The sequence below is a fragment of the Tautonia plasticadhaerens genome (assembly GCF_007752535.1).
GTDB lineage: Bacteria > Planctomycetota > Planctomycetia > Isosphaerales > Isosphaeraceae > Tautonia > Tautonia plasticadhaerens.
On the sequence record NZ_CP036426.1, the window covers coordinates 1,980,465 to 2,004,266 of the forward strand.

Sequence of the window (23,802 nt, forward strand, 5' to 3'; positions counted from 1 at the left end):
ATTCCGCCCCGATCACGAGGGGATTAAAAGCCTTGGTCCGCTTGCAGCGGTTCCAGCCGGTGATGGCATTGCCGCGCGATCCCGCCCCGATCACCAGGGGATTGAAACACCTTCCGAGTGCGTGCCTTCCGGAACACACCGTCCTTGCCCACCGCACCACCCCGGCCTGATCGCGAGGGGATTGAATCATCTTGGACAGCCCGGCCCGCTGCTCCTGCTCGGCCTTCCCGCACGGCTACGCCCCGATCACGAGGGGATTGAAACACGTGGTCCTCGACGCCGCAGGAGAGGCACGACACGATGGTCGGCAGACCCCGCCCCGATCACGAGGGGATTGAAACTCCCAAATGTTTCCATTCATGCAGATCGCACGAAACAACCTCTACACCCCCGCCCCGATCACGAGGGGATTGAAACTCAGCCTGGTAGATGAGTTCATTCGCGTGCCAGCAGTTCAGCCTGCACGACCCCGCCCCGATCACATGGGGATTGAAACCAATAGGCATGGCCATTGATGGTCACCGGGCCCGATTCGCCCTGCACTCTCTCGCCCCGATCACGAGGGGATTGAAACCCGTAGTACCAGCCGCTCCTGTAGAGCCAGGAGTCGTTGCATCTGCACGACCCAGCCCCGTTCACGAGGCGATTGAAATTCCGGGAGGCTGATCTGCAAGGCGACAGTGTTCCAGATGATGCCGCACGCCCTCGCCCCGAATACGAGGGGATTTCGCCGATGGACCTATCATCTGACACAGCAGTTTTACGTGACCTGAACGTCCGTGCCTGGCGGCTGCACCTGGCAACGCCGGGGGTCCTCGCCACGGTGCCCCTCTTGCGCGGCGTCTGGGGGGCAGCACTGCGGGACGGGTCGCAGGGGCAGTATCGCGAGGTCTTCGAGGGCGGCGAGGCGGGCGTGCCCCGCTACCTGATGCGACCGGCCCCTCACGAGGCCGAGCCGGCACCGGCCGTGGAGTTTCTCATCTTCGGCCGGTCGGACCCGGACGCCGAAGCGGCCCTGTGGGCGGCGTGGGACGAGGCCGAGAGGCGGGGCCTTGGCCCCGAGCGGCGGCCGTTCCGCATCACGGCGGCCGTCCCCCTGGCCTGGGACGAAACCCCGCTGGGGCCGGCGCGGGTGCAGCCGGGGTTCGCCCTGGCCCCGCTGCCCTGGCCGGCCGGGAGCATCGCCGCAGGCAGCCAGATCGACATTCCGGCCCCCTTGCGTCTGCTCCGTCAGGGTCGGCTGATCGACTCGCCGACGCCCGCCGACCTGGCACTCGCGGCCCTCCGCCGGATCAGCGGCTTGCTCGGCCCGGCCGCCGATCCGCTCTGGGAACAGCGGTCTGCCTGGCTCGAAGCCGCCCGAGCGGTACCCCACCGGACCTGGCGCGGCCGCCGGCTCGACCTGGTCCGCTACTCCGGCTCCCAGCACCGCGAGGTCGAGCTACGCGGCGTCGTCGGCTCACTCGACCTGCCCGATGGCCCCGGCCCGCTTGCCCCGCTCCTGGCCGCCGCCCAGTGGCTCCACCTGGGCAAGGGCACTGTCATGGGCCTGGGCCAGGTCCGCATCCTGGCCCTCGACGCCGACGAGCCCCACCGTTGAGGCCCCCGGCGTGCCGCCGCAATCGGTGCCTGTGTCATCGGACGGGACGGCTGTTCCGATGGCGGTGACGCGAGATTTCATGGATGCCTCCGGCCGCCTCGCGTGCGAATCACGCCGAAACCTGGTCTGCTGGAGGGTGGCGACGGCCTTGAACTCGTGATCGGATCGCCCGTCCGTCGTATTGGGGTTCGTCGAGGCCGGCCTCCCGCGTTGGGAGCCGGCTTTTCTTCGTCGGCAAACGGAATCGAACGTGGACCGCCGAGCCGTGTGCCGCAAGCAAGGCCAGAGGACGAGCCAGGCTGGGTGCTGGCTTGGGGATCGGCCGATAGACAGGAGAAGTCGCCTGATAGGGCATAGACGACGCCGGCGCCGTCATGCATAATGCCATGTTGTTCAGGTGGTCGGGGAGGCCGATGATGGCGCGACGCAAGGCGACGAATGCCGGCAAGAACGGCAGCGGGGCGAAGCTCGGTTTCGAGGAAAAGCTCTGGGCCGCCGCCGACAAGATGCGCGGCCACATGGACGCGGCGGAGTACAAGCACGTCGCCCTGGGGCTGATCTTCCTCAAGTACATCAGCGACGCCTTCCAGGAGCGGTACGACGCCCTCCAGAAGGAGCCACACGCCGACCCGGAGGACCGGGACGAGTACACGGCCGAGAACGTCTTCTGGGTGCCCAGGGAGGCCCGCTGGAAGGCCCTCCAGGACAACGCCAAGCAGGCCGACATCGGCAAGCGGGTGGACCTGGCGATGGAGGCCATCGAGAAGGAGAACCCGTCGCTCAAGGGCGTGTTGCCGAAGGACTACGCCCGGCCGACGCTGGACCAGACGCGGCTTGGGGAGTTGATCGACCTGATCGGGACGATCGAACTGGTCTACCGGGAGGACGCGGACCTCTTCGACGGCAAGCGGGACCACCGCTCGAAGGACCTGCTGGGGCGGGTCTACGAGTATTTCCTCGGCAAGTTCGCCAGCGCCGAGGGGAAGGCCGGGGGCGAGTTCTACACGCCGGAGTCGGTCGTCCGGCTGCTGGTCGAGATGATCGAGCCGTACAAGGGGCGGGTGCTTGACCCGTGCTGCGGCTCGGGCGGGATGTTCGTGCAGTCGGAGTCGTTCGTCGAGGCGCACGGCGGGCGGAAGACGGACCTGTCGATCTTCGGGCAGGAGTCGAACCCGACGACGTGGAAGCTCTGCCGGATGAACCTGGCGATCCGGGGCATCGAGGCGAATCTCGGCCAGGTCCACGCCGACAGCTTCCACAACGACCAGCACAAGGACCTGCGGGCCGATTTCATCCTGGCCAACCCTCCGTTCAACGTGAGCGACTGGGGCGGCGACCGGCTCCGCGAGGACGCCCGCTGGCAGCACGGGCCGCCGCCGGCCGGCAATGCGAACTTCGCCTGGGTGCAGCACTTCCTCGCCCACCTGGGGCCGAAGGGGGTGGCGGGCTTCGTGCTGGCCAACGGGTCGATGTCGTCGAACCAGTCGGGCGAGGGGGAGATCAGGCGGAGGATCGTCGAGGCCGACCTCGTCGATTGCATGATCGCCCTGCCGGGGCAGTTGTTCTACACCACGGGCATCCCGGCCTGCCTCTGGTTCCTGGCCCGTAACAAGGGCAACGGCAAGTTCCGCGACCGCCGGGGCGAGACGCTGTTCATCGACGCCCGCAAGTTGGGGCACCTGGTCGATCGGACCCACCGCGAGCTATCAGCCGAGGAGATCGCCCGGATCGCCCGGGCCTATCACGCCTGGCGGGGCGAGCCCGACGCCGGGCACTACGCCGACGTACCGGGCTTCTGCAAGGCCGCGACGCTGGAGGAGATCGCCGCTCACGGGTTCGTGCTGACGCCGGGACGGTACGTTGGGGCCGAGGATGTCGAGGACGACGGCGAGCCGTTCGAGGTCAAGATTGAGCGATTGCTGGAGAAGCTGGAGGGTCAGTTCGCCGAGTGTCAAGCGCTGGAGGGTGCTATCCGCGACAACCTAAAGGGACTCGGAAATGCAACATGAAGGCTGGATGCGAGTCCGAGTTGGTTCGCTGGTCAGCAGTGGAAAATTGGTGATCAACGATGGATACAGAGTCACAAACCGCGAGCTTGGTTCGACTGGTATCCCGTTCGTTCGGGGTGGAGACATAGGCGATGGTTCAATCACAACTGATGTTGTTGATCACATACTCCCCGAACACCGGGATAGGGTGCGGAACAAGTTGACGAAGCCAGACGATGTTGCCTTCATCTCGAAGGGAACCGTCGGCCGCGTGGGCTACCTCCGCCCAGATCAGCCTGAGGTCGTTTTCGCCCCCCAAGTGTGCTACTGGCGAGTAATCAACCAGGGCTGTATTCACCCGCGTTTTTTGTACTACATGCTGACTGGACCGGAGTTTCAGGCGAACCTCCATGCGGTCAAGACCCACGGTTCGATGGTTGCAGACTATGTGAGCTTGGCCGATCAGCACGCCTTCGTATTGACACTGCCTCCCATCGACATCCAAGCCGACATCGGTCGCATCCTCGGCTCCCTCGACGACAAGATCGACCTGAACCGCCGGATGAACGCGACGCTGGAGGCGATCGCCCGGACGCTGTTCCGGTCGTGGTTCCTGGACTTCGACCCCGTGCGGGCCAAGATGGAGGGCCGCCAGCCGCCCGTCATCGACTCCGAGACCGCCGCCCTGTTCCCCTCCTCGTTCGCCGACTCCTCCCTCGGCCCGATCCCGGAGGGCTGGGCCGTGGGGCCGCTCCTCGACCAGGCGGGCCTCATCAGTGGCGGCACGCCCAAAACCTCGGAGAGCGCGTACTGGGATGGTGGCATCCCGTGGGCGAGCGCGAAGGACGTGAGCCAGTGCGGCGACGCCTTCCTCATCAACACCGAGCGGTCGATCACGGACCTAGGTCTGGCGAATAGCTCGACCAAGATCATCCCGAAGCTGTCCACCGTAGTGGTCGCTCGCGGCGCGACGACGGGCAGGTTCACGATGTTCGGCGGGGACATCGCCATGAACCAGACCTGCTACGCGCTCCGCTCGCGGACAGGCCACCACTTCTACCTCAACTCCCTGTTCCGCGAACTCGTGGACGACCTGATTCATGCCGCCCATGGCTCCGTTTTCGACACCATCACGACAACGACCTTCGAGCGGGCCAAGGTCATTCTTCCCCCGCCCGAGGTCCAAACGTGCTTCGAGCTTCGCGTGTCGAGCCTGTTCGGCCGGGTGCTGGCGAACCTCAACGAATCGCGTACCCTCGTCGCCCTCCGCGACACCCTGTTGCCGAAGCTGCTCTCGGGCGAGGTCCGCGTCAAGCATGCCGAGCAACTGGTCGAGTCCCGGCCATGATGGACCTGAGCCAGCGCAAGGAGCAATGGAGCGAGGTCTACCTCCGGGCGATCGCCACGGCGGCGGGGTACACCCTCCACGAGCCGCGCGTGGACGACGACAGCATCGACTTCGCGATCGCCGGCCGGATTGTCGCGGACCTGCCTTGTCCGCCCAGGATCGACGTTCAACTCAAGGGCACGTCCGATTTCGCGGTCCGCGACGACCACGTCGTTTACCGCTTGAAGCGGAAGAACTATGATGATCTTCGGTACACCGAACTCCTCGTTCCTCGGCTGCTGATCGTCGTCCTTATCCCGAAGGCGGAGGCGGATTGGCTCCGGCACTCGGTCGAGGAACTGGCGATCCGCCGGTGCGGGTACTGGGCCAACCTCGCCGGGCTCGGACCCGCGACCCAGAAGGGCGATAAGGTGCCGGTCCGGTTGCCGCGTGCGAACATCTTCTCGGTCGAGGGCCTTCGCGACCTGATGAGACGGTCCGCCCGGAGGGAGACGCTATGAAGTCGCCGTCGCGCCTCCCCAGGGAGCAGGTCAACGCCCTGCGGCCGGGGGACGTGAAGCAGTACCTGACCAGCCGGGGGTGGCGCCCGCAAGGGGACGCCGACCTGCCGAAGGCCGTCACGCTCCGCCACCCGGATCACGCGGGGGTCGAGTTGGTGGTCCCGATGGAACGGAGCCTGGGGGATTACGTCCTCCGCATGGCCGATGTCGTCGTGGCGATCGCCAGGATCGAGGATCGGCCGGTCGATCAGGTGCTGAACGACCTGGCCACGCCGCCGGGGGACGTGTTCCGTTTCCGGGTAGTCGGCTCGGTGGCCACGCTGGGCAACCTGCCGCTCGACGAGGCGATCCAGTTGATCGGGGGGGGCCGCCAACTGCTCTGGGCCTCGGCCTACAGCACGATCCAACCCCAGCCCCTTTTGCCCCAGCGCACGCTCAAGCAGGTCGATGACTTCCTGAAAAGCTGCCGGATGGGCCAGACCGAGCGGGGGAGCTTCGTCGCCACGATCATTACGCCCGTCCCGCCCGAGATTCAGCAGACGCTCGGCTTCGACGATGCGGACCTCCAGGAGGAGATCGAGCCGTTCCCGCGCCGGGTCACGACCCGGTTGATGGAAAGCCTCGGCCTCGTCGCCGGGGCGATCCGCTCTGGGGAGACGGGGCGCATCCTGGAGGGTGTGAACCAGGGGGTCAGCGCAAACCTCTGCGAAACCCTCGCGGCGATGAAGCCGCCGGGCGACGAGTCTCGGCTGGACATTAAGGTGACCTGGGCTCGATCGCGGTCCCACCTGCCGGCCGGTGTCCCCGAGACTGTCTCCTTCCCCAAGGAGGACTTCGACATTATCGCCGAGGCCGGCCGCCAGCTTCGAGTCCGCGCCGTCGCCCGACGCGAGACCTACATCGGCAAAGTCGGCAACGTGAAGCGGACGGCACGGCCCCTGTTCCCCGGAATCTGCGGGTGGATGGTGATGGCTACGGAGGTCGGGGGTGTGCCGGCCCGGGTGAAGGTTGATCTGAACTCCGACGAGTTCGCCCAAGCCTGCGACGCCCTCCGCGACGAACAGCGGGTCGCAGTCACGGGGATCATCCGTCAGGAGACGAAGGCGCGCGAGTTCGTCCTCTCGGAGCCGCGTGACTTCCGGGTCCTCGGGGAACCGTGACCGGCCCGCTGGGGGCCGCTGCGTTTTGTCGTCTAGGTGCATAAATGACCTGGCGTCCCGCAAGCGGCCGAAATCGATCGACTCCCTGAGGCAGGGTCGGAAGGCGAAATGGTTCCTCGTTGGGAGCAAGTGAAACGACATCGGTCCAATTCCGGTCCATGTCCGTCCAATTCCGATCTGGGCTGCCTGAAACGCCCCCGCCATTTCGACGCAAACCTCGGAATCAGTCACAACTCGCCCGAAGCTCCTCCCGTTTTGCGACTTCCAATTAAGATGCTGATGCTCCCAGGGTGGATGGCCCTGTCGGTCGAGGCAACACCATGAAGTCGAACAACCTGACCCTGGGCGAAATCCTGGCCTCCCCGAGCCAGTACGTCATCCCGGTTTTCCAACGGTACTACCGCTGGGATCAGCCCCAGTGGGACAAGCTCTGGTCCGACCTGGACGACTTGCAGGAGCCATACCGCACCGGCCGGCACTTCATGGGCTTCCTCGTGATGGTGCCCGAGACGTTCATGCCCGGCCGGATCAACCGCTCCCACCTGATCGACGGCCAGCAGCGGCTGACCACCGTCTCGCTGATGCTCTGTGCCCTGCGAGACGCGGCTCGGGCGGCCGGATTCGGCGAACTGGCGATGCAGATTGAGGTCTCGTCCCTCGTCCACCAGTTCGAGAAGGGCAACGACCGCTTCCGGGTCTTCCCAAAGCTCCGCGATCGGGAGCAATTCGTCGCCTGCATCGACGGAGTCCCACCGGCCGACGGCCGCCTGGGAGCCGCTGTGCGCTACTTCGCAGGCCGGTTGACCACAATCCCGGGGGCGGGCACGGAGGCCGGCCTGCGGGCCTTCTACGACCTCCTGCGGCAGCGCCTGGAGTTCGTCTACGCCCAGCTTGAGGGCGAGAATCCGTTCAACATCTTCAAGAGCCTGAATTCGACCGGCGTCCCGCTCGGGCCGGCCGACCTGATCCGCAACTTCGTCTTCATGAACGTGCCGGTCGAGGACCAGGACGACTTCGACCAGGCCCTCTGGAAGCCGATGGAGCGGCGTTTTGAGGACGACCAGGGCATCCTCGACGCCGATGGGTTCTCGTCGTTCCTGCGCGACCACCTGATGCGCCACGGCGAGTATGTCCCGCCGGCCGAGACCTTCGACACCTTCCAGCGCCGCCATTCTGCTACGGCGTTCGACCCAAAGGGGGTCACCGTCGAGTTGAAGCAGGCGTCGGAATGGTACGCGATCCTGCGTGGCGACCGGCCCGATCTCGACCCGGAAGTCGAGGCGGCCCTGGTCCGGCTCCGCGAGTTGGAAAGCTCGACGGCCTTCGCCCTGTTGCTGAACCTCTACGAGCGCCGACATCGGGGCCAGTTGAATCCAGCCGATCTGGTCGAGTGCCTGCGGCTGCTCACCGGGTTCATCCTGCGGCGGCTGGTCTGCGGCGAGAACTCGCGGGGCTACGCCCGGATGTTCGTACAGGCCGCCGGGTCGATCGGTGAGGCTCCCCCGGAGGACCTGCGGCGGTTCCTGGAGGCACGCGGGTTCCCCGACACGCCCCGCTTCGTCCGCCAGTTCGTCACGTTCGACCTCTACCACAGTCGCTACCGCAAGGTGGTCCTGGAGGCCCTGGAGCGGGCCAAGGGGCACAAGGAGCCGGCCGACCTGGCGAAGGCCCAGGTCGAGCACATCATGCCCCAGACGATCACCGACGCCTGGCGCGAGGCACTCGGCCCGGAGTCGGCCCGCGTCCAAACGACCTGGCTGCACACGCCAGGCAACCTGACCCTGACCGGCTACAACCCCGAGTTGCTGAACAAGCCCTTCGCGACCAAGCGGGAGGCGTATAGGAACAGCAACATCGTGCTGACCCGCCGCCTGGGCGACTTCGTGGCATGGGGCGAGTCCGAGATTCAGGCCCGTGCCCAGGCGATGGCCGAGGATGCGGGCCGCATCTGGCCGGGCCCCGCCGCCCCTGTCGAGCGGGCCAGCGACGGGGCCGCCCGGGCCGGCCCGTCTCGCTATGATCTCCGGCTCCGATACTGGACCGGGTTCCACGAGTTCCTCAAGGAGTCGGGGAGCGACCTGTCCCCGTCCGAACCAGGCACTCAGTACAACCTCCGGTGCGAGCGTCTGGGGGTCGGGTGCGCCCTGTATGCCTACCTGAACCTCAAGAAAGAGCGGCTGGCAGTCAGCGCGTACTTCTACAGCAAGAGTGCGGATCGGCAATCCAAGTTGATTCGCCAGCATCAGGACGCGATCGAGGCGGAGATCGGGTCTCGACTGGCCTGGTGGCAATCCTCCAAGGACGGCACCTTCGAGATCGCCATCCACAACCCGGTCGATCCGACCGACGAGACCCTCTGGCCGTCGTACTACGACTGGATGCGGCGCTCGCTGGAGACCTTTCGGCGTGTCCTCGGACCCCACGTTGCCCGGCCGAAGGCGGAGGAGGCGAGGGGCCAGGTAGACGGGGCATCCTCGGAGACCCAGCAGTTCCGCATCGACTACTGGACGGCATTCCGCGACTTGCTCATCGGCTCGACAACCGAGTTGAAGCCCAGGAAGCCCCAGCCCGATCCGTGGTACTCGTTCTCGACGGGGAGGGCACGCGCCCAGCTTACCGCCGTCGTCAACCTGCGCGACGGATCAATCGCGGCGGAATTGACGCTGTGGTACGACGAGGGCAAGGCGTACTTCGCGATCCTCGCCCGCGAGCGGGAGGCCATCGAGGCCGCGTTCGGCGAGCCGCTGGAATGGATCGAGCAGAATGGCAAGAAGCACAGCAAGATCAGGATCAGGCGGGAAGGCGTCGCTCCAGGGAGTAAGCAGGACTGGCCCGACCAGCAAGCCTGGCTCCGGGCAAAGCTGGAGGCCCTCCACGGGGTTGTGATCCCGAGGATCATGGCGATCGGCCCCGAGGAGCTTGCCCACGCCCAGGACGCAGGCCCGTCAAATGGCGAGAGCGACGCGGCGAACATGGATGAGGGGACGCCCGACGAAGAGTAGCATGATCCCGTAGCGCCGGAGAGTCGCACCGATGAGCCCTGGCATCTCCGAAACCGTCGTCGAGGACGCCGCGCTCTCCTGGTTCGCGGGCCTGGGGTACATGGTCCTCCAAGGGACCGCCCTGAGAACCGGCGAGCCGGGCGGCGAACGGGCGACCTATGCCGACGTAGTGCTGGAGGGGCGCCTCCGCTCGGCCCTCGCCAAGCTCAATCCAGGCATCCCTGCGCCGACCATCGACGAGGCCGCCCGCAAGGTCCTGCGAACCGAGACGCCGAGCCTGGTCGAGAACAACCGCCGCTTCCATCGGATGCTCACCGAGGGCGTCGATGTCGAGTACCGCCGGCCGGACGGCTCGATCGCCGGGGACAAGGTCTGGCTCGTCGATTTCGACCATCCCGACCGGAACGACTGGCTGGCGGTCAATCAGTTCACCGTCGTCGAGAACCGGCGCAACCGCCGCGCCGATGTGGTCATCTTGGTCAACGGGTTGCCCCTGGCCGTCGTCGAGTTGAAGAACCCCGGCGACGAGAACGCCACCGTCCGGGGAGCGTTCAACCAACTCCAGACGTACAAGCACGACATCCCCGGCCTCTTCTCCTGCAACGAGGTCCTGGTCGCCTCCGACGGGCTGGAGGCCCGCGTCGGGTCGCTGACGGCCGATTGGGAGCGGTTCATGCCCTGGCGGACCGTCGAGGGCGACGACGTGGCCCCCAAGGGGACGCCCGAGCTTGAAGTGTTGCTCAAGGGGGTCTTCGACAAGGGGAGGTTCCTGGACCTCTTGCGAAACTTCATCGTCTTCGAGGACGACGGCGCCTCGGTCGTCAAGAAGCTGGCCGGCTACCACCAGTTCCACGCGGTCAACAAGGCGGTCGCCTGCACGGTCGGGGCAGCTTCGCCCGAGGGAGATAAGCGGGTGGGTGTCATCTGGCACACCCAGGGCAGCGGCAAGAGCCTGACGATGGCCTTCTACGCCGGCAAGATCGTCAAGCACCCGGCGATGGCCAACCCGACGCTGGTCGTCCTGACCGATCGCAACGACCTCGACGACCAACTCTACGGGACTTTCTCGATCTGCCAGGCCCTCTTGCGGCAGTCGCCGGTGCAGGTCGAGCGGCGGGATCAGGTCACCGAGATGCTCAAGGTCGCCTCGGGAGGGGTGGTCTTCACGACCATCCAGAAGTTCCTGCCCGAGACCAAGGGGGCCAAGTACCCGCTCGTCTCCGATCGGCGGAACATCGTTGTCATCGCCGACGAGGCCCACCGCAGCCAGTACGACTTCATCGACGGCTTCGCCCGCCACATGCGGGACGCGCTGCCCAACGCTTCATTCATCGGCTTCACCGGCACGCCGATCGAGGCGACCGACAAGAACACCCAGGCGGTCTTCGGCGACTACATCGACGTTTACGACATCACCCGGTCCGTGGAGGACGGGGCGACGGTCCGCATCTACTACGAGGGCCGGCTGGCCCGGATCGCCCTCGACGAGGACGAGAGGCCGAACCTCGACGAGGAGTTCGAGGAGGTCACCGAGGGCCAGGAGGTCGAGAAGAAGGAGAAGCTCAAGTCCAAGTGGGCTCGGCTGGAGGCGATGGTCGGGGCCGAGAAGCGGGTCAAGCTGATCGCCCGAGACATCGTCGCCCACTTCGAGCAGCGGACGGCGGCCCTGGAGGGCAAGGGGATGATCGTCGGCATGAGCCGGCGCATCTGCGTTGACCTCTACGACGAGATCATCAGGCTCCGGCCCGAATGGCACAGCGACGATGACGCCCAGGGGACCATCAAGGTCGTGATGACGGGCTCGGCCGCCGACCCCCAGGAATGGCAGCCGCACATCCGCACCAAGGCCCGTCGCGAGGCGATCGCCAAGCGGTTCAAGGACCCGGCCAACCCCCTGCGCCTGGTCATCGTCCGCGACATGTGGCTGACCGGCTTCGACGCCCCCTGCCTGCACACCATGTACGCCGACAAGCCGATGCAGGGGCACGGGCTGATGCAGGCGATCGCGCGGGTCAATCGGGTCTTCCGCGACAAGCCCGGTGGGCTGATCGTCGATTACCTCGGGCTGGCCCACTTCCTCAAGAAGGCCCTGGCCGCCTATACCGAGGGCGACCGCAAGCAGGCCGGCATTCCGAAGGAGGAGGCCGTCGCCCTGCTGCTGGAGAAGCACGAGGTCGTCTCGGCCATGCTGCACGGCTTCGACTTCTCGGCCCTCCACAGCGACGATCCGGGCTTGCGCCTCGGGCTCGTCTCCGGGGCCATGAACTTCATCCTGGAGAGGGACCAGGGGGCGCCTGAGGACAATCTCAAGTCCCGGTTCATGGACGAGGTCTCCAAGATGGTCCGGACCTTCGCCCTGGCCGTGCCGCACGAGGACGCCCAGGCGATCCGAGACGAGGTCGGCTTCTTCCAGGCCGTCCGGGCGGGCCTGGTGAAGTACACGCCGGCCGAGGGCAAGTCGGAGGACGAGATCGACTCGGCGATCCGCCAGTTGGTCTCGAAGGCGATCGCGACCGACCGCGTCATCGACATCTTTGCCGACGCCGGGATGAAGCGGCCGGAGATTTCCATCCTCTCGGACGAGTTCCTGGCCGAGGTCCGCGACCTGCCCCAGCGGAACCTCGCCCTGGAATTGCTCCGCAAGTTGATCAACGACGAGATCAAGGCCCGGTCCCGCAAGAACCTGATCGAGGCTCGGTCGTTCACGGAGATGCTGGAGCAGGCGATCCAGCGCTACCAGAATCGCTCGATCGAGACGGCCCAGGTCATCGCCCAACTGATCGAACTGGCCAAGGAGATGCGGGCAGCCCACCGCAGGGGCGAGGCCCTGGGGATGACCGAGGACGAGTTGGCCTTCTACGACGCGCTGGAGGTCAACGACAGCGCCGTCAAGGTCCTCGGCGACAAGACGCTGCGGACGATCGCCCGCGAACTGGTTGAGGCGGTCCGGCGCAACGTCTCGATCGACTGGACGGAGAAGGAGAGCGTGAAGGCGAAGCTGCGGACGATCATCAAACGCCTGCTCCGCAAGCACGGCTACCCGCCGGACAAGCAGGAGCAGGCCACCCTGACGGTCCTGGCCCAGGCCGAAGCCCTCTGCAAGGACTGGGCGGCCTGACGCCGGGCACGGAGGACGCCCCCGAGCCCGGCCTTCTGGCCGTTCAAGCGAAGGCAGGCGCCGATCCCCTCGGTCAATGTGGATCGCGTCGTGGGCCAGCGTGGAAGCACTGCCGATGATGGCTGACTGGCAAGGGGCTCATTCCCCGAGCCGCGACCACCCGGAGAAAAATGGGGCAAATCTGGGGCAACACCGGCGGTGTATCGCCGACGCACCGTCTACCCGATACCGCCTTGATTTCGACGCAAACCATGATACCATAAGGGGTGTAGACACAAGGCCGACGCAGAGCCGCCGTATTGCCGATGCCGAAATGCTAGGTTCAGGTCCTAGTCCGGTTCACCCCGGGTGGAGGTTCGAGTCCTCTCTTCGGCACTTGACGCGGCAAGGGGTTAGGGCGACGAGCCCTAGCCCCTTTCGCTTTGGCAGAACTCATTCTTCTGCGATTCTTCTGCCGATGCTGGGGTGACGTGGGGGTGGCGTTGGCCCGAAGGAGGGCCCGATGGCCTCGCTCCAGAAGAAGGGCAACTGCTGGTACTGCCAGTTCTACTGGCGGAGACGCCGCCACACCTTCTCGGTGGGCCGGGTGACACCCGCCCAGGCCGAGGCGAGGGCGAGCAGGGCCCAGGAGATCGTGGATCTCCTCGAACGCGGGGTCCTGAAGTTACCCGACGGCGTCGACGTCGCGGCCTTCGTCAGGCACGACGGGCAGCCCCCCGCCCCGCTCGCACGGCAGATGGCGTCGCAGACGCTCACCCTCGCCGAGCTGCGGGACGCGTACCTCTCGGCCCACGGGGCCGCCCACGAGGCGAAGTCCCTCTACACGGCGCGTATCCACCTGGACCACGTCGTGGAGACCCTCGGGGCGAAGTTCGACCCCCGCACGACCGAGCTCGCCGACCTCCAGCGGCACGTCGACCGCAGGTGCCCGGGCGTCTCCCCCGTCACCGCCGCCAAGGAGCTCTCGACGCTCCGCACCGCCTGGAACTGGGGCGTACGACTCAAGCTCCTCTCCGGGACGTGCCCCGTGAAGGGCCTGGTCTATCCCAAGGTCGACGAGAAGCCGCCGTTCCAGACCCGCTCCGAGATCGAGCGGCAGCTGGACGGGCTCGACGACACGCGGCGGGATGAGCTCTGGGACGCCCTCGACCTGACCCTCCCCGAGATCGAGGCGTTCCTCGGGGTCGTCCGCTCGGGGGCCGCCCACCCGTGGATCTTCCCGCTCGTCGCCACCGCCGCCCACGCGGGCCTGAGGCGGAGCGAGCTGGTGCGGGCGAGGAAGGCGGACGTCGACCTGGACGCCCTGGTCCTGACCGTCCGCGAGAGGAAGCGCATCAAGGGGAAGCGGACGACCCGGCGGGTCTCGCTCTCGACCGCCCTCGCCGGGATCCTCGAAGGATGGCTCGCCGAGCACCCCGGCGGCCCGTCCCTCTTCGCACACGCCGAGGAGGTCGCCCGATCCAAGAAGCGAAGCCGAACCACCGGCCACGCGACGGGCGACGCACGGCCCAGCTCGCTGAAGGGACGCCTCGAGGGCGTCACGGAACGCGCCCGGCCCGGGATCCTGCCCCTCACCGAGCATGAGGTCTCGGACCATTTCCGCCGCACCATAACCGGCACCGCCTGGTCGATCATGCCCGGGCTCCACTGCCTCCGCCACTCGTTCATCTCGGCCTGCGCCTCCAAGGGCCTCGACCAACGCATCATCGACGAGTGGGTCGGGCACCAGACCGACGAGCAGCGTCGGCGATACCGGCACCTCTATCCCTCGGTGCAGCGGGAGGCGATGAAGAGCGTGTTCGGCTGATCGGCCCGCGGGCGAGGGCCCTTGGGGCGGAAGGACGACTCCCCGTCCCCGCCGCGGCGCCGATCATCGGACACACGACCAATGAGACGAGGAGAGGTATCGGAACCTCGACCCGTCCGTCCAGCGGCAAGCCCTCGTGAAGATTTCTTGAGCGCGAGTGACCCTGGTGAGGATGCCGCTGGACACGCAAACGGCCTCATCGCTGGGGCCATCCTGCACCCGGGGCGGGCTTCGTGTTGGTCATTAAAGAAGGTGTAAGGCAATCTCGATTGACTCGAAAATGTATGCCCTGACAAGATAACCAGGCTGGCTAGGCAGAGCGAGACACTCTCATGAAATGGAAGCTTGCCGAGGCGAAGAACCGATTGAGCGTGGTCGTGAATCGGGCACTCAACGAGGGGCCGCAGACCATCACCCGCCGGAACGATACGGTGGTCGTCATCTCGGCCGAGACGTACGCCGAGCTGACCGGACAGCGTCGGAGCTTCAAGGATTTCCTCATGAGCGGCCCATCGCTCGAAAGGCACGACCTGGAACGCGACAAGAGCCCGATGCGGGATGTGGATTTGTGAATGCGCTGCTCGATACGTGCGCTATCCGAGCGGCGGAAGCCCGCGTCTGATGCGGCGGTGGCCGCGGCGGTTCAGAACGAGGACGACTTCAAAGCGAGCGTTGCCGCAGCATCAACCCGTGGCGGGGGAATAATTAGCCCGAGGCACGGGAATGACACCCGGGCAACGAGCCTCCTCGGTCCCCCGGACCTCGGTCGCCGATTTCAGCGGCCGCTCGCCCCGGCCGAGAGGAGCGAGACGAGGGCTTCGTGGTCGAGCGGCTTGATGAGGTGGTGGTCGAATCCCGCCTCCTTCGAGCGGCGGCGGTCCTCGTCCTGGCCGTAGCCCGTGACGGCGATGATGACCGCGTCCCGGCAGCACTCCTCGTGCCGGAGCCGCGTGGCCACCTCATAGCCGTCCATGCCGGGCAGGCCGATGTCGAGCAGCACGAAATCCGGCCGGTGTCTCCTTGCCGTCTCGATGCCCTCGGGGCCGTCGTGGGCGACCGCCACCTCATGGCCGAGGAGCTCCAGCAGGCAGGCCATGCCCCGGGCCGTGTCGACATTGTCATCGACGACGAGGATTCGGGACGATCGCGCCTCCACGGCGGTCGGGGCGAAGTTCGCCGGCGCCGGGGCGACGGGCCGGGGGACCCTGGGGAGCCGCACCGTGAACTCGCTTCCCCTGCCGAGGCCCTGGCTCGTGGCCGCGACCGTCCCGCCGTGCAGCTCGACCAGTTTCTTGACGACCGTCAGGCCGATCCCCAGGCCCCCCTCACTCCGGGCGAGCGAGCGGTCTCCCTGGACGAACAGCTCGAAGATCTGCGCCAGCTGCCCGGTAGGGATGCCGACGCCCTGGTCCCCGACTGAGATGACGATCTCGTCCCCTTGAGGGCGGGCCCGGAGGAGGATGTTCCCGCCGTTCTCGCTGTACTTGGCCGCGTTGTTCAGGAGGTTCACCACCACCTGTTCCATCCGGGTCGGGTCGACATCGGCCCACAGGTCGCCCCGGTCCATCGCGATTCGGAAGGTGTGCCTGCGCTCCTCGATGAGCGGCCTGACCGTGGCGGCGGCCCCTTCGAGGACGGGGGCCAGGTCGAGGACATCTCGCCTGAGCTCGATCTTGCCCCGGTTGATTCTGGAGACGTCCAGCAGGTCGTCGATGAGCCGGGTCAGGTGCCTCATCTGCCGGGTGATGACCTCCATCGACCACTCGATGTGCTCCTGGAGGCCGCTCTTGGTCGAGAGCGTCACGGCGTTGCCGATGGCCGACAGCGGGTTCCGCAATTCGTGGGCGAGCATGGCGAGGAACTCGTCCTTCCGCCGGTCGGCCTGGGCGAGGTCCTCCACGCGGTGCCGGAGCGTGCGTTCCAGGCGCTTCCGCTCGGTGATGTCGCTGAAGAGGACGGCGACCCGGCGCTGCTCAGGCTCGCCGAGCCGGAAGGCGTAGAGGTCGAACCAGCGGCCCTCGAGGCCCTTCGCCTCGTTCTCGAACCGGATCGGCTCGCCCGTCCTGGCCACCCGGTCATAGGCCTCGAACCAGTGGTCCTCGTGGCCGGGATTCAGCTCGCGCATCCGCTTGCCCGTCGCGTCCCGCAACCCGGACTGCTTCTCGAAGGCCGGGTTGACCTCCAGGAACCGGTAATCCGCGGGCCGGTCGCCGTCGTAGAGCATCTCGATGACGCAATAGCCCTCGTCGATCGACGTGAAGAGCGTCCGGTACTGCTCCTCGCTCCGGCTTAACGCCCGCTCGGCCCGCCGCTGCTCGCTCGCGTCGTGGAAGACGAGGACGACCCCCGTGATTCGGCCGTCGTTGCCGAGGATGGGGGCGGCGCTGTCCTCGATGACGTGCTCGGACCCATCCTTCGCCACGAGCACAGTGTGATTGGCCAGCCCCTGAATCCTGCCGGTCGCAAAGACCGCGTCGACCGGGCTGGGCACGGGGGCTCGGGTCGCCTCGTTGAGGATGACGAAGACCGCGTCGAGCGGCCTGCCGGACACCTGGGAAATACTCCAGCCGGTCAAGTGCTCGGCGACGGCGTTCATGAACACGACCCGGCCCGCGAAGTCGGTGGCGATGACCGCGTCGCCGATGCTGTTGAGGGTCGTGGAGAACCACTCGCCGGATGCCCTCAAGCTCGCCTCCACGAGCTTCTGCTCCGAGCCTTCCCTCCGCAGGCGGACGACCTCCGTGACGTCCTCGACGTGGTGGAGGATGTGGGCGACCTCGCCCCCGGGCGACAGGACCGGCGTGTTGAGCGGGCTCCAGTGCCGCTCCTCGAAGCCGCCGCCGGGCACGGGGATGTCGTATTTCTGGATGGGCATGCGGTCCGGCGCCCGGGTCAAGAGGACCCGCTCGAGCGAGGCCCGGAGGTTCCGCACGCCGGTGGCGCCCGGGTCGTCGGGATTGTCGGGGAAGGCCTCGAAGAGCCCCAGGCCGACGAGGCCGTCCCGCGTGGTGAGTGTGGCCCGGAGGTAGGAGTCGCTCACGGCGACGATGGTGAAGTGCTCGTCGGGCCGGAGCACGAGGAACGGGGTCGGCACGGCCTCGAAGAGGGCGCGGAAGTCGGGAGACGAGCCGGGATTGGTGACCATGGCGAGGACGCTTGCACTATTTGTACCCGATGCAAATTCCCGGCGTCATGGCCGTCGGACTCGACCGCGAACGAGCACCGACTCGCACGAGGCAGTATCGGTGAGACGCCCCCCCGATGATGGGATCCTGCTACGAGGGCGGCCGTGGTGACGACCGCGGCGATCCTAAGCCTGGATTCCAGATTGCGCACATACTAGTGTCTCTCGCTCAGCGAGCCTTGGGGATCGCGCCGCTCTTTGGATTCGACCCGGGTAGACAGCACGAAACCCGAAGGGGGTTTTGTCGGTTTTCACGTGCTCAAACCCGGGAGGGATCCCTGAGCGCAGCCCTCGGCAGCAACGGGGAAGTCAGGGCCGGGTCCACGCTCGACGTGCCCTGGACGCTGATCCGCCCCTTCGCCGACCAGCCTCGGCACTATTTCGACGAAGTGGCGCTCCTTGAGCTCGCGCGGAGCATCCGCCAGGTCGGGCAGCTCCAGCCCGCGCTCGTCTGCCCGATCACAGACCCGTCCCACCAGTTCGAGTTGATCGACGGGCAGAGGCGCTGGCACGCCGTCCAGATCGCGGAGATCGATACCCTGAGGGTCGAGGTCCGCGAGGTGTCCGGCCCCGAGGAGCAGTTCCTGCTCTCGTTCGTGGCCAACTGCGGCCGCGCCAACAACACGCCGATGGAGTACGCACACGGCTGCGGCCGGCTGAGGGAGAACGGGGCGACGCTCCAGGAGATCGCCGACACGATCGGCCGCTCGGTCGCCTTCGTGCAGCAGCATCTCGTCTTCCTCGACCTCCACCCCGACCTGCAGGCCAGGCTCGAGCCCAAGGTCGGCAAGGCCGAACAGATGACCAAGCAGATGGCGCTCCTCCTCGCCCAGTTCTCCCACGAGGAGCAGATCACGCTCTTCAAACGTGCGCGGGGGCAGACGGCGGCCAAGGCCAAGCTGACCATCGTCCAGGCCATGCAGGCGCAGACGCGCAGGACCAGGCAAACTCACGACGAGCCGGGGCCCTCCTCGACCGGGCGGAAGCCCACCGCGCAGGGCATGGCGGGGCTCGGCCGGTCCAGCAGGCCTTCCGAGATCCTCGGCGTCATCCGGACGGCGGTGGGAGGCCTCCTGACGTCGATCGAGCTCTGGCAGGCCCGGGGCGATCTCGATCGCCTGGGGGAAGCTGCCAGAGATGCGCCCTCTACGGCCACCGAGCTCTTGAAGGAGACGAGGGCGCTGCAGAAGAAGCTCGATGCAATCGTGGCGGAAGCAGAACGCGCCTTTCGTTGAGCCTTGAACGGGAGCAGCGGCACGCGACGAGCCAGGAAGTGCCTCGCCGACGTGCCGCCGCTTCCCTTTTCCACCGGAATGTTCTGGTTCGAGCGGCGATGGCGGACCGGCACGGGACGCCCATCACCGCTGACGGGTTTCGTTCGAGTTTCGTGCTGTGTGCCCATCATCGGGCCGTCGTCATGCTCGGTTGGAGGCCGTGAAGAACGCGAGTAGGCCGCCGTGGCTCGGGGCTGACAGAAGCATGTTGAGGTGCCTGCCAAGACTTCCGGCGCGTGTCCTCCCCAGATCGGTTATTCCATCGACTCGGCGTCATCCGCGGTCCTGCTTCCAGGCCGCCTTCTGTTTCGCGTAAGCCGGTTTTGCCTCAGCCCTCCGCCACGCCTCGTAGAAGATGCGGGCACACTCGGCCTTCACCGGGTCGCCCGTCCCCTGCTCGAGCTGATGCTTGTCCCCGGGGTCGTACTTCCGCCCGCCCTTGTAGTTGGCGTAGCGCCTGGCGCGGGTGAACCCCATCTGGAGGAACTTCCTGGCCATGTCGGCGCCGACGAAGTCGCCCTGCCCGAGATACGCGAGGAACATCTCGTAGATGGCCTCGCTGCTGGCGCGGGCGATCTCGGGCGTCTTGAACCGCCAGTGGGGCACGAGCTCGCCCTTGTACGGCTCGCAGATCAGGACGCCCTGCTCGCCCTTGCCGACCCGGTAGGCCTCGGGATGGGCCCGGTAGTCCACGTCGGGCCGCCAGTGGTATTTGGACTTGTCGAAGTTCAGGTAGCTCGGCTTGTCCATGCTGCCTCCCGCCGGACGTTGCGATACGCCATCACCCCGCGTTCGATCAGGCTGCGGATTCCGCGCCGTACTTCCTGAGCAACGCCCTCAGGAAGGCGTTCTTGAGCTCGAGCGGATACGCCCGCGCCGTCGGAGTCCCCCACCGGCCGCGTTTGGGGATCATGTGCGGGTCGAGCTCGTCCATCGCCTCGTGAACGAGGAGCACGAGCGCGTGGAACAACTCATTGGCCTTCGTGTCCCGCTGGCCGCTCCCGCTCCGGATCACCTCGAGCAGCTCGTCGGACATGCGGAGGGTCTCCGGCGTCATGCTGATCTCGCGCCGCGGGGCCTTGGGCTTGGGCAGCCGGTCCTCATTCATCGCGGATGAGCGTTCCGGTATTCCGGAGGACAGCGGGACGGGCGTGGGAGATGGCGCGACCTGCGGGATCACCCGCTCCTCCCGCAATCTGATCGGCGGCGTCTCGGCAACGGGCGGCGCCGCGGCGGCTTGATAGGACGATGCAGGCGTCACCGGCCGGGCGACCGCCGGCGTGGCCGGCTCGGCGGCCCGGGTGGGCGGGACGACCACGGCTTGCGGAGCGTTCGCCACCGGGATCGTCTCGCTCGCGACGACCGCTGCCCTCCCCTCTTCCCGTTCGGGGGCCGGCGCCTTGGGCCGCCGCTGCGGCATCGGGCTCGGCTCGTCGAGGTAGTCGCCGAGGTCGCTCACGGGCGTCACGTCGAGGGTGAAGCTGTCGGGGATGCCGGGCTTGAACTTAGCCATTGACCACCTCCTGAGCAGCCTGGTCCTCGCCGATCACGGATTCGACGGTCTTGACGTCGGGGAGCGGATTGAGGGTCGCGCCGAACGCACCCTTGGCGCCTCGGTTGACCATCTCCTTGACGAGCCCGGCGTACTGGGCGGCCTGTTCCTTGCCCTCCGGGTGCTCGAAGATGGTGATGCGGCTCATCGTGGCCTCACGATACCGCACACTCCGGGCGATCGTGGTCGCGAAGACCAGCGCCGGCGTGAAGCGTTGCTTCAGGAGGTCGTGCACCTGGCGGTCGAGCGAGGTCGTCCGGTCGTAGTTGCCGAGCAGCACCCCAGCAAGATTGAGCTTCGGGTTGTACTGCTTCCTGACCTTGTCGATCGTACGCGTGAGCACCTCGAGTCCCTTCAAATCGTAGCCGCTCGGGAACGCGGGCACGATGTACCAGTCGGCGGCGATGAGGGCCGAGGTCATCAGGAAGTCGAGGTTCGGGGGCGTGTCGATCAGCACCACGTCGTAGTGGCCGCGCAAGCTGTCGATCGAGCGTTTGAGTCGCATGCGGTGCTCGCGGCGAAGATCCTCGCCGTCCAGGTCGCTCGAGTTCTCGTCGGTCAGGAGCGTCAGGACCTCGTTCTCGAGGCGTGCCGAGACCGAGGAGAGCGCCCGGTGCCCCGGGACCACCGAGATCATCCCGTCGAAGCGTCCCTCGGGCGCGACGGCGATGCGCGAGCACGGCACCTTCGAGAGGTACGCGTCGGCCAGCGTGTACTTCCCCTGTCTGAGCGTCTCGTCGGGGTCGATCCCCAAATTGTCGGTCGAGTTGCACTGCGGGTCGGTGTCGATCACGCATGCCGAGTAGCCGAGCGAGGCAAAGGCGGCGGCCGTCGAGATGGTGCTCGAGGTCTTGCCGCACCCTCCCTTCTGATTCGCGAAGACGATGACCTGGGTTTCCCGGAATCTCATAAGCAAAAACGCGTTTTCAAAAAAATAATCGTTGCTGGCCCGCAGTATTCCGGAGCACCGGAATTCCGGGCAAGACGGAAAATGAGCCGGCAGGCGAGTTTTCCGGTATTCCGGAACTCCGGGAGACGGCCGCCGGGAGTCATGTATCGGATGGAGTCGCCGAGTGTTCCGGAGCTCCGGCATTCCGGGATAGCCGCACGAGACCGAGCGCGGATCTGCGGGCTGCGTCTCCTCCGGACTACCGGAGCTCCGGAGCACGGGCCGTTTGCCGAAGCTCGACCCCGGCCCGTGGCTCCCAAGCCCCGACTACCTGGGACGCCTCCCCGTGTCGGGGCCGATCTCCGGCAGCGACTCCTCCGGTATTCCGGAGGAGTCCCGGGCGATTGGTGTCGTGCGCGCCCCGATGTACCGGGATTTCGGGCATACCCGAGCGGCCGCTGGAACGTCGCGATGCCCGGGGACGACGTGAGCCCGACCCCCACGCCCTAATACTACTCCGTTAGTTGCTCGGGAGGTGGGTCGACGAGTCCCCGGCAGTAGGGGCAGTCGTGCCGGCAGATCGGGGCCAGCAGGCGTTGCAGCGCCCGGCGGATCGACGGCAGCGTGATCACCGGACCTCGGCGCCCCCCCTTTTGCCCGGCCGGGGTCGACCCCGGCGGGCTCGCCGCTGCTCGAGTGCCAGGAAGCCGTAGGCCAGCATCACCAGGCAGGCGTGGTGGTGGAACCCGCGCCAGGAGCGGCCCTCGAAGTGGTCCAGCCCGAGTTCCTCCTTCATCTGCTGGTAGCCCTGCTCCACCGGCCAGCGGCTCCGCCACAGCCGCACTGCCCGCAGGCGGCTGGTGCCCGCCGGCAGGTCGCTGAAGGCGTACTTGAGCTTGCCGTCGGCCTGCTCCTCGATCAGCAGCCAGAGCGGCTCCTCGCCGGCACAGTCGCCGGTGGCCCAGCCGTGCCCCGGCCAGACCCGCAGCCAGGCGAAGCGGCCCGACATCGGGCCCTTCGTCCCTTCGCGCCAGGTGACCTTCCGCCGCGGCGTCCGCGAGGCCAGCTCCCTCAGGCTGACCGGCCGGGGGGATCCCTCGGCCAGGCGGGGCCGCTTCTGCGGGCGGCCGCCCGTCGCGGCCGTCGGCTCGATCCACCGGGGCTCCTCGGTGAAGACCACCAACTCGTCGGTGACGCCGACGATATAGTGCAGGCCACGCTCGGCCAGGCCGGCGCGGGACGGCCCGGAGACGCCGTAGCCGGCGTCGGCCAGCACCAGCTGCCCCGGCAGCCCCTCGCCACGGACCCGGTCCAGCAGCTCCAAGGCGATCTGCCCCTTGGTCAGCATCCGCCGCTCCGGCTCGGGCACGCCCGCCCGGTCGAGGCGCGCCTCGTCCCCCAGCCAGCTCTCCGGCAGGTACAGCCGCAGGTCGAGCGGGCAGTGCCCCTTCGGGCTGACGTAGTGCACCGAGACGGCGCACTGGCAGTTGGCCTTCTTGCCCAGCGCGCCGCAGTGCTGACGCTGCACCCCGACGGAGTGCTTGCCCTGCTTGGGGAAGGTCGTGTCGTCGATGACGAAGATGCCGGCCGGGTCGGCGAAGCACTCGGCCATGACGGCCCTGTAGCGCTTCCAGGCCGCCTGCTCGTCCCAGGGGCTCTGGCTGACGAACTGCTGCAGCGCCTGCTCGGGGTCCTTGACGGCCAGCTCGGGCGGCAGGGGGACGCGTCGGGAGAGCGGCTCGATGCTCTTGCGCTCGCCGTCGGTGATCAGGCCGCGGAGATAGACCGGGCACCAGCGGGCGGGCCGATCGAGGGCGAAGGCGTCGCGGAAGCGGGCGGCGTAGGCGTCGAGGCGTGAGAGGGCCTCGGGGTCGAGTTCGGGGGTGTAGGTCTTGCTCATACCACCTGGTACGAACAAGACCCCGGGGCTGGTTCGTAGTGGCTAACGGAGTAGTACTAAAGCCGCTCCTCGGCGAAGCCAGGGGCCTTCGATGCGAACCGTGCCGTCGGTTCGGACTAGTAAAACCTCCATGCCGCGCCGCATCGCTCAAAATGAGAGCGCAGTCCCCCGGAGTACCGGAGGTCTCCAGCAAGATTTTCGATTCTGAAAGCCTGCTGTGGTCCGGTGTTCCGGAGGAGACGAGGCGCGGGGTGCGACCCTTCCCGGCAGCCGCCGCTCGCGGTGCCAACCTCAATCCTCAATCCTCCGGAGGTCCGGAATAGCCGAAGCCGCGCATCGAGACCTCCGGAGTACCGGGAGACCGGATAAAACGCGACATGGTGGGGTTCTCCGGAGCACCGGAACTCCGGGAGACAGGACGAACGAAGCAATCTGGTCGACCCTCGCTTGTCCCCCGGAGCTCCGGAACCCCGGCACACA

The 23,802-nt window shown here is 67.0% G+C and carries 15 protein-coding genes; 10 read left to right on the forward strand and 5 right to left on the reverse strand.

Annotated elements, in window-relative coordinates; translation table 11 throughout:
- Nucleotides 1-733: 733 nt before the first annotated feature.
- From cas6 to ElP_RS07690, 9 genes are all read left to right on the forward strand, one after another.
- Nucleotides 734-1,600, forward strand: a complete 867-nt coding sequence (cas6, locus tag ElP_RS07650) for a CRISPR system precrRNA processing endoribonuclease RAMP protein Cas6 (protein ID WP_145268048.1) — start codon at nt 734-736, stop codon at nt 1,598-1,600.
- A gap of 416 nt (nt 1,601-2,016) precedes the next feature.
- A complete protein-coding gene (locus ElP_RS07655; protein ID WP_145278292.1) occupies nt 2,017-3,609 on the forward strand; it encodes a class I SAM-dependent DNA methyltransferase in 1,593 nt (530 codons plus the stop codon).
- 7 nt (nt 3,610-3,616) lie between these two features.
- The gene (locus ElP_RS07660; protein WP_197446797.1) at nt 3,617-4,936 is read left to right on the forward strand and encodes a restriction endonuclease subunit S; all 1,320 of its coding nucleotides are present in this window, start codon (nt 3,617-3,619) and stop codon (nt 4,934-4,936) included.
- Complete coding sequence (locus ElP_RS07665) at nt 4,933-5,436, forward strand: DUF4365 domain-containing protein (protein ID WP_145268050.1); 504 nt, start codon at nt 4,933-4,935, stop codon at nt 5,434-5,436. Before ElP_RS07660 ends, ElP_RS07665 begins: the two co-directional genes overlap by 4 nt.
- Nucleotides 5,433-6,596 (forward strand): hypothetical protein, encoded by a 1,164-nt coding sequence (locus ElP_RS07670; RefSeq protein WP_145268051.1) that lies wholly within the window; start codon nt 5,433-5,435, stop codon nt 6,594-6,596. Before ElP_RS07665 ends, ElP_RS07670 begins: the two co-directional genes overlap by 4 nt.
- Nucleotides 6,597-6,916: 320 nt before the next feature.
- Nucleotides 6,917-9,598: a DUF4268 domain-containing protein gene (locus tag ElP_RS07675; protein WP_145268052.1), complete on the forward strand. Its 2,682-nt coding sequence runs from the start codon at nt 6,917-6,919 to the stop codon at nt 9,596-9,598.
- A gap of 31 nt (nt 9,599-9,629) precedes the next feature.
- Nucleotides 9,630-12,716: a type I restriction endonuclease subunit R gene (locus tag ElP_RS07680; protein WP_145268053.1), complete on the forward strand. Its 3,087-nt coding sequence runs from the start codon at nt 9,630-9,632 to the stop codon at nt 12,714-12,716.
- A 502-nt stretch (nt 12,717-13,218) separates the two neighbouring features.
- Nucleotides 13,219-14,523 carry a tyrosine-type recombinase/integrase gene (locus ElP_RS07685; protein WP_145268054.1) on the forward strand — a complete coding sequence of 435 codons (1,305 nt, stop codon included), beginning with the start codon at nt 13,219-13,221 and terminating at the stop codon, nt 14,521-14,523.
- A gap of 332 nt (nt 14,524-14,855) precedes the next feature.
- Nucleotides 14,856-15,095, forward strand: coding sequence for a type II toxin-antitoxin system prevent-host-death family antitoxin (locus ElP_RS07690; protein WP_145268055.1), 240 nt, complete (start codon nt 14,856-14,858; stop codon nt 15,093-15,095).
- Nucleotides 15,096-15,298: 203 nt separating this feature from the next.
- Here the strand turns inward: ElP_RS07690 and ElP_RS07695 are convergent, their stop codons facing one another.
- Nucleotides 15,299-17,668, reverse strand: a complete 2,370-nt coding sequence (locus ElP_RS07695; RefSeq protein WP_145268056.1) for a hybrid sensor histidine kinase/response regulator — start codon at nt 17,666-17,668, stop codon at nt 15,299-15,301.
- A 371-nt stretch (nt 17,669-18,039) separates the two neighbouring features.
- Between ElP_RS07695 and ElP_RS07700 the strand changes: the two genes are divergently transcribed.
- Nucleotides 18,040-18,942 carry a ParB/RepB/Spo0J family partition protein gene (locus tag ElP_RS07700; protein WP_197446798.1) on the forward strand — a complete coding sequence of 301 codons (903 nt, stop codon included), beginning with the start codon at nt 18,040-18,042 and terminating at the stop codon, nt 18,940-18,942.
- Between the two features lie 312 nt (nt 18,943-19,254).
- Here the strand turns inward: ElP_RS07700 and ElP_RS07705 are convergent, their stop codons facing one another.
- From ElP_RS07705 to ElP_RS07720, 4 genes are all read right to left on the reverse strand, one after another.
- Nucleotides 19,255-19,731: a DUF4385 domain-containing protein gene (locus ElP_RS07705; RefSeq protein WP_145268058.1), complete on the reverse strand. Its 477-nt coding sequence runs from the start codon at nt 19,729-19,731 to the stop codon at nt 19,255-19,257.
- Nucleotides 19,732-19,777: 46 nt separating this feature from the next.
- Nucleotides 19,778-20,494, reverse strand: a complete 717-nt coding sequence (locus tag ElP_RS07710) for a hypothetical protein (protein ID WP_145268059.1) — start codon at nt 20,492-20,494, stop codon at nt 19,778-19,780.
- On the reverse strand, nt 20,487-21,443 hold the full coding sequence (locus ElP_RS07715; protein WP_197446799.1) for a ParA family protein: 957 nt from the start codon (nt 21,441-21,443) through the stop codon (nt 20,487-20,489). Before ElP_RS07715 ends, ElP_RS07710 begins: the two co-directional genes overlap by 8 nt.
- Before the next feature lie 607 nt (nt 21,444-22,050).
- Complete coding sequence (locus ElP_RS07720; protein WP_145267817.1) at nt 22,051-23,322, reverse strand: IS701 family transposase; 1,272 nt, start codon at nt 23,320-23,322, stop codon at nt 22,051-22,053.
- Nucleotides 23,323-23,802: the final 480 nt, after the last annotated feature.

Bases quoted from the DNA above. Each gene is read 5' to 3' on its own strand.
- cas6 (WP_145268048.1), top strand. From the start codon at position 734: ATGGACCTATCATCTGACACAGCAGTTTTACGTGACCTGAACGTCCGT.
- ElP_RS07655 (WP_145278292.1), top strand. From the start codon at position 2,017: ATGGCGCGACGCAAGGCGACGAATGCCGGCAAGAACGGCAGCGGGGCG.
- ElP_RS07660 (WP_197446797.1), top strand. From the start codon at position 3,617: ATGCGAGTCCGAGTTGGTTCGCTGGTCAGCAGTGGAAAATTGGTGATC.
- ElP_RS07665 (WP_145268050.1), top strand. From the start codon at position 4,933: ATGATGGACCTGAGCCAGCGCAAGGAGCAATGGAGCGAGGTCTACCTC.
- ElP_RS07670 (WP_145268051.1), top strand. From the start codon at position 5,433: ATGAAGTCGCCGTCGCGCCTCCCCAGGGAGCAGGTCAACGCCCTGCGG.
- ElP_RS07675 (WP_145268052.1), top strand. From the start codon at position 6,917: ATGAAGTCGAACAACCTGACCCTGGGCGAAATCCTGGCCTCCCCGAGC.
- ElP_RS07680 (WP_145268053.1), top strand. From the start codon at position 9,630: ATGAGCCCTGGCATCTCCGAAACCGTCGTCGAGGACGCCGCGCTCTCC.
- ElP_RS07685 (WP_145268054.1), top strand. From the start codon at position 13,219: ATGGCCTCGCTCCAGAAGAAGGGCAACTGCTGGTACTGCCAGTTCTAC.
- ElP_RS07690 (WP_145268055.1), top strand. From the start codon at position 14,856: ATGAAATGGAAGCTTGCCGAGGCGAAGAACCGATTGAGCGTGGTCGTG.
- ElP_RS07695 (WP_145268056.1), bottom strand. From the start codon at position 17,668: ATGGTCACCAATCCCGGCTCGTCTCCCGACTTCCGCGCCCTCTTCGAG.
- ElP_RS07705 (WP_145268058.1), bottom strand. From the start codon at position 19,731: ATGGACAAGCCGAGCTACCTGAACTTCGACAAGTCCAAATACCACTGG.
- ElP_RS07710 (WP_145268059.1), bottom strand. From the start codon at position 20,494: ATGGCTAAGTTCAAGCCCGGCATCCCCGACAGCTTCACCCTCGACGTG.
- ElP_RS07715 (WP_197446799.1), bottom strand. From the start codon at position 21,443: ATGAGATTCCGGGAAACCCAGGTCATCGTCTTCGCGAATCAGAAGGGA.
- ElP_RS07720 (WP_145267817.1), bottom strand. From the start codon at position 23,322: ATGAGCAAGACCTACACCCCCGAACTCGACCCCGAGGCCCTCTCACGC.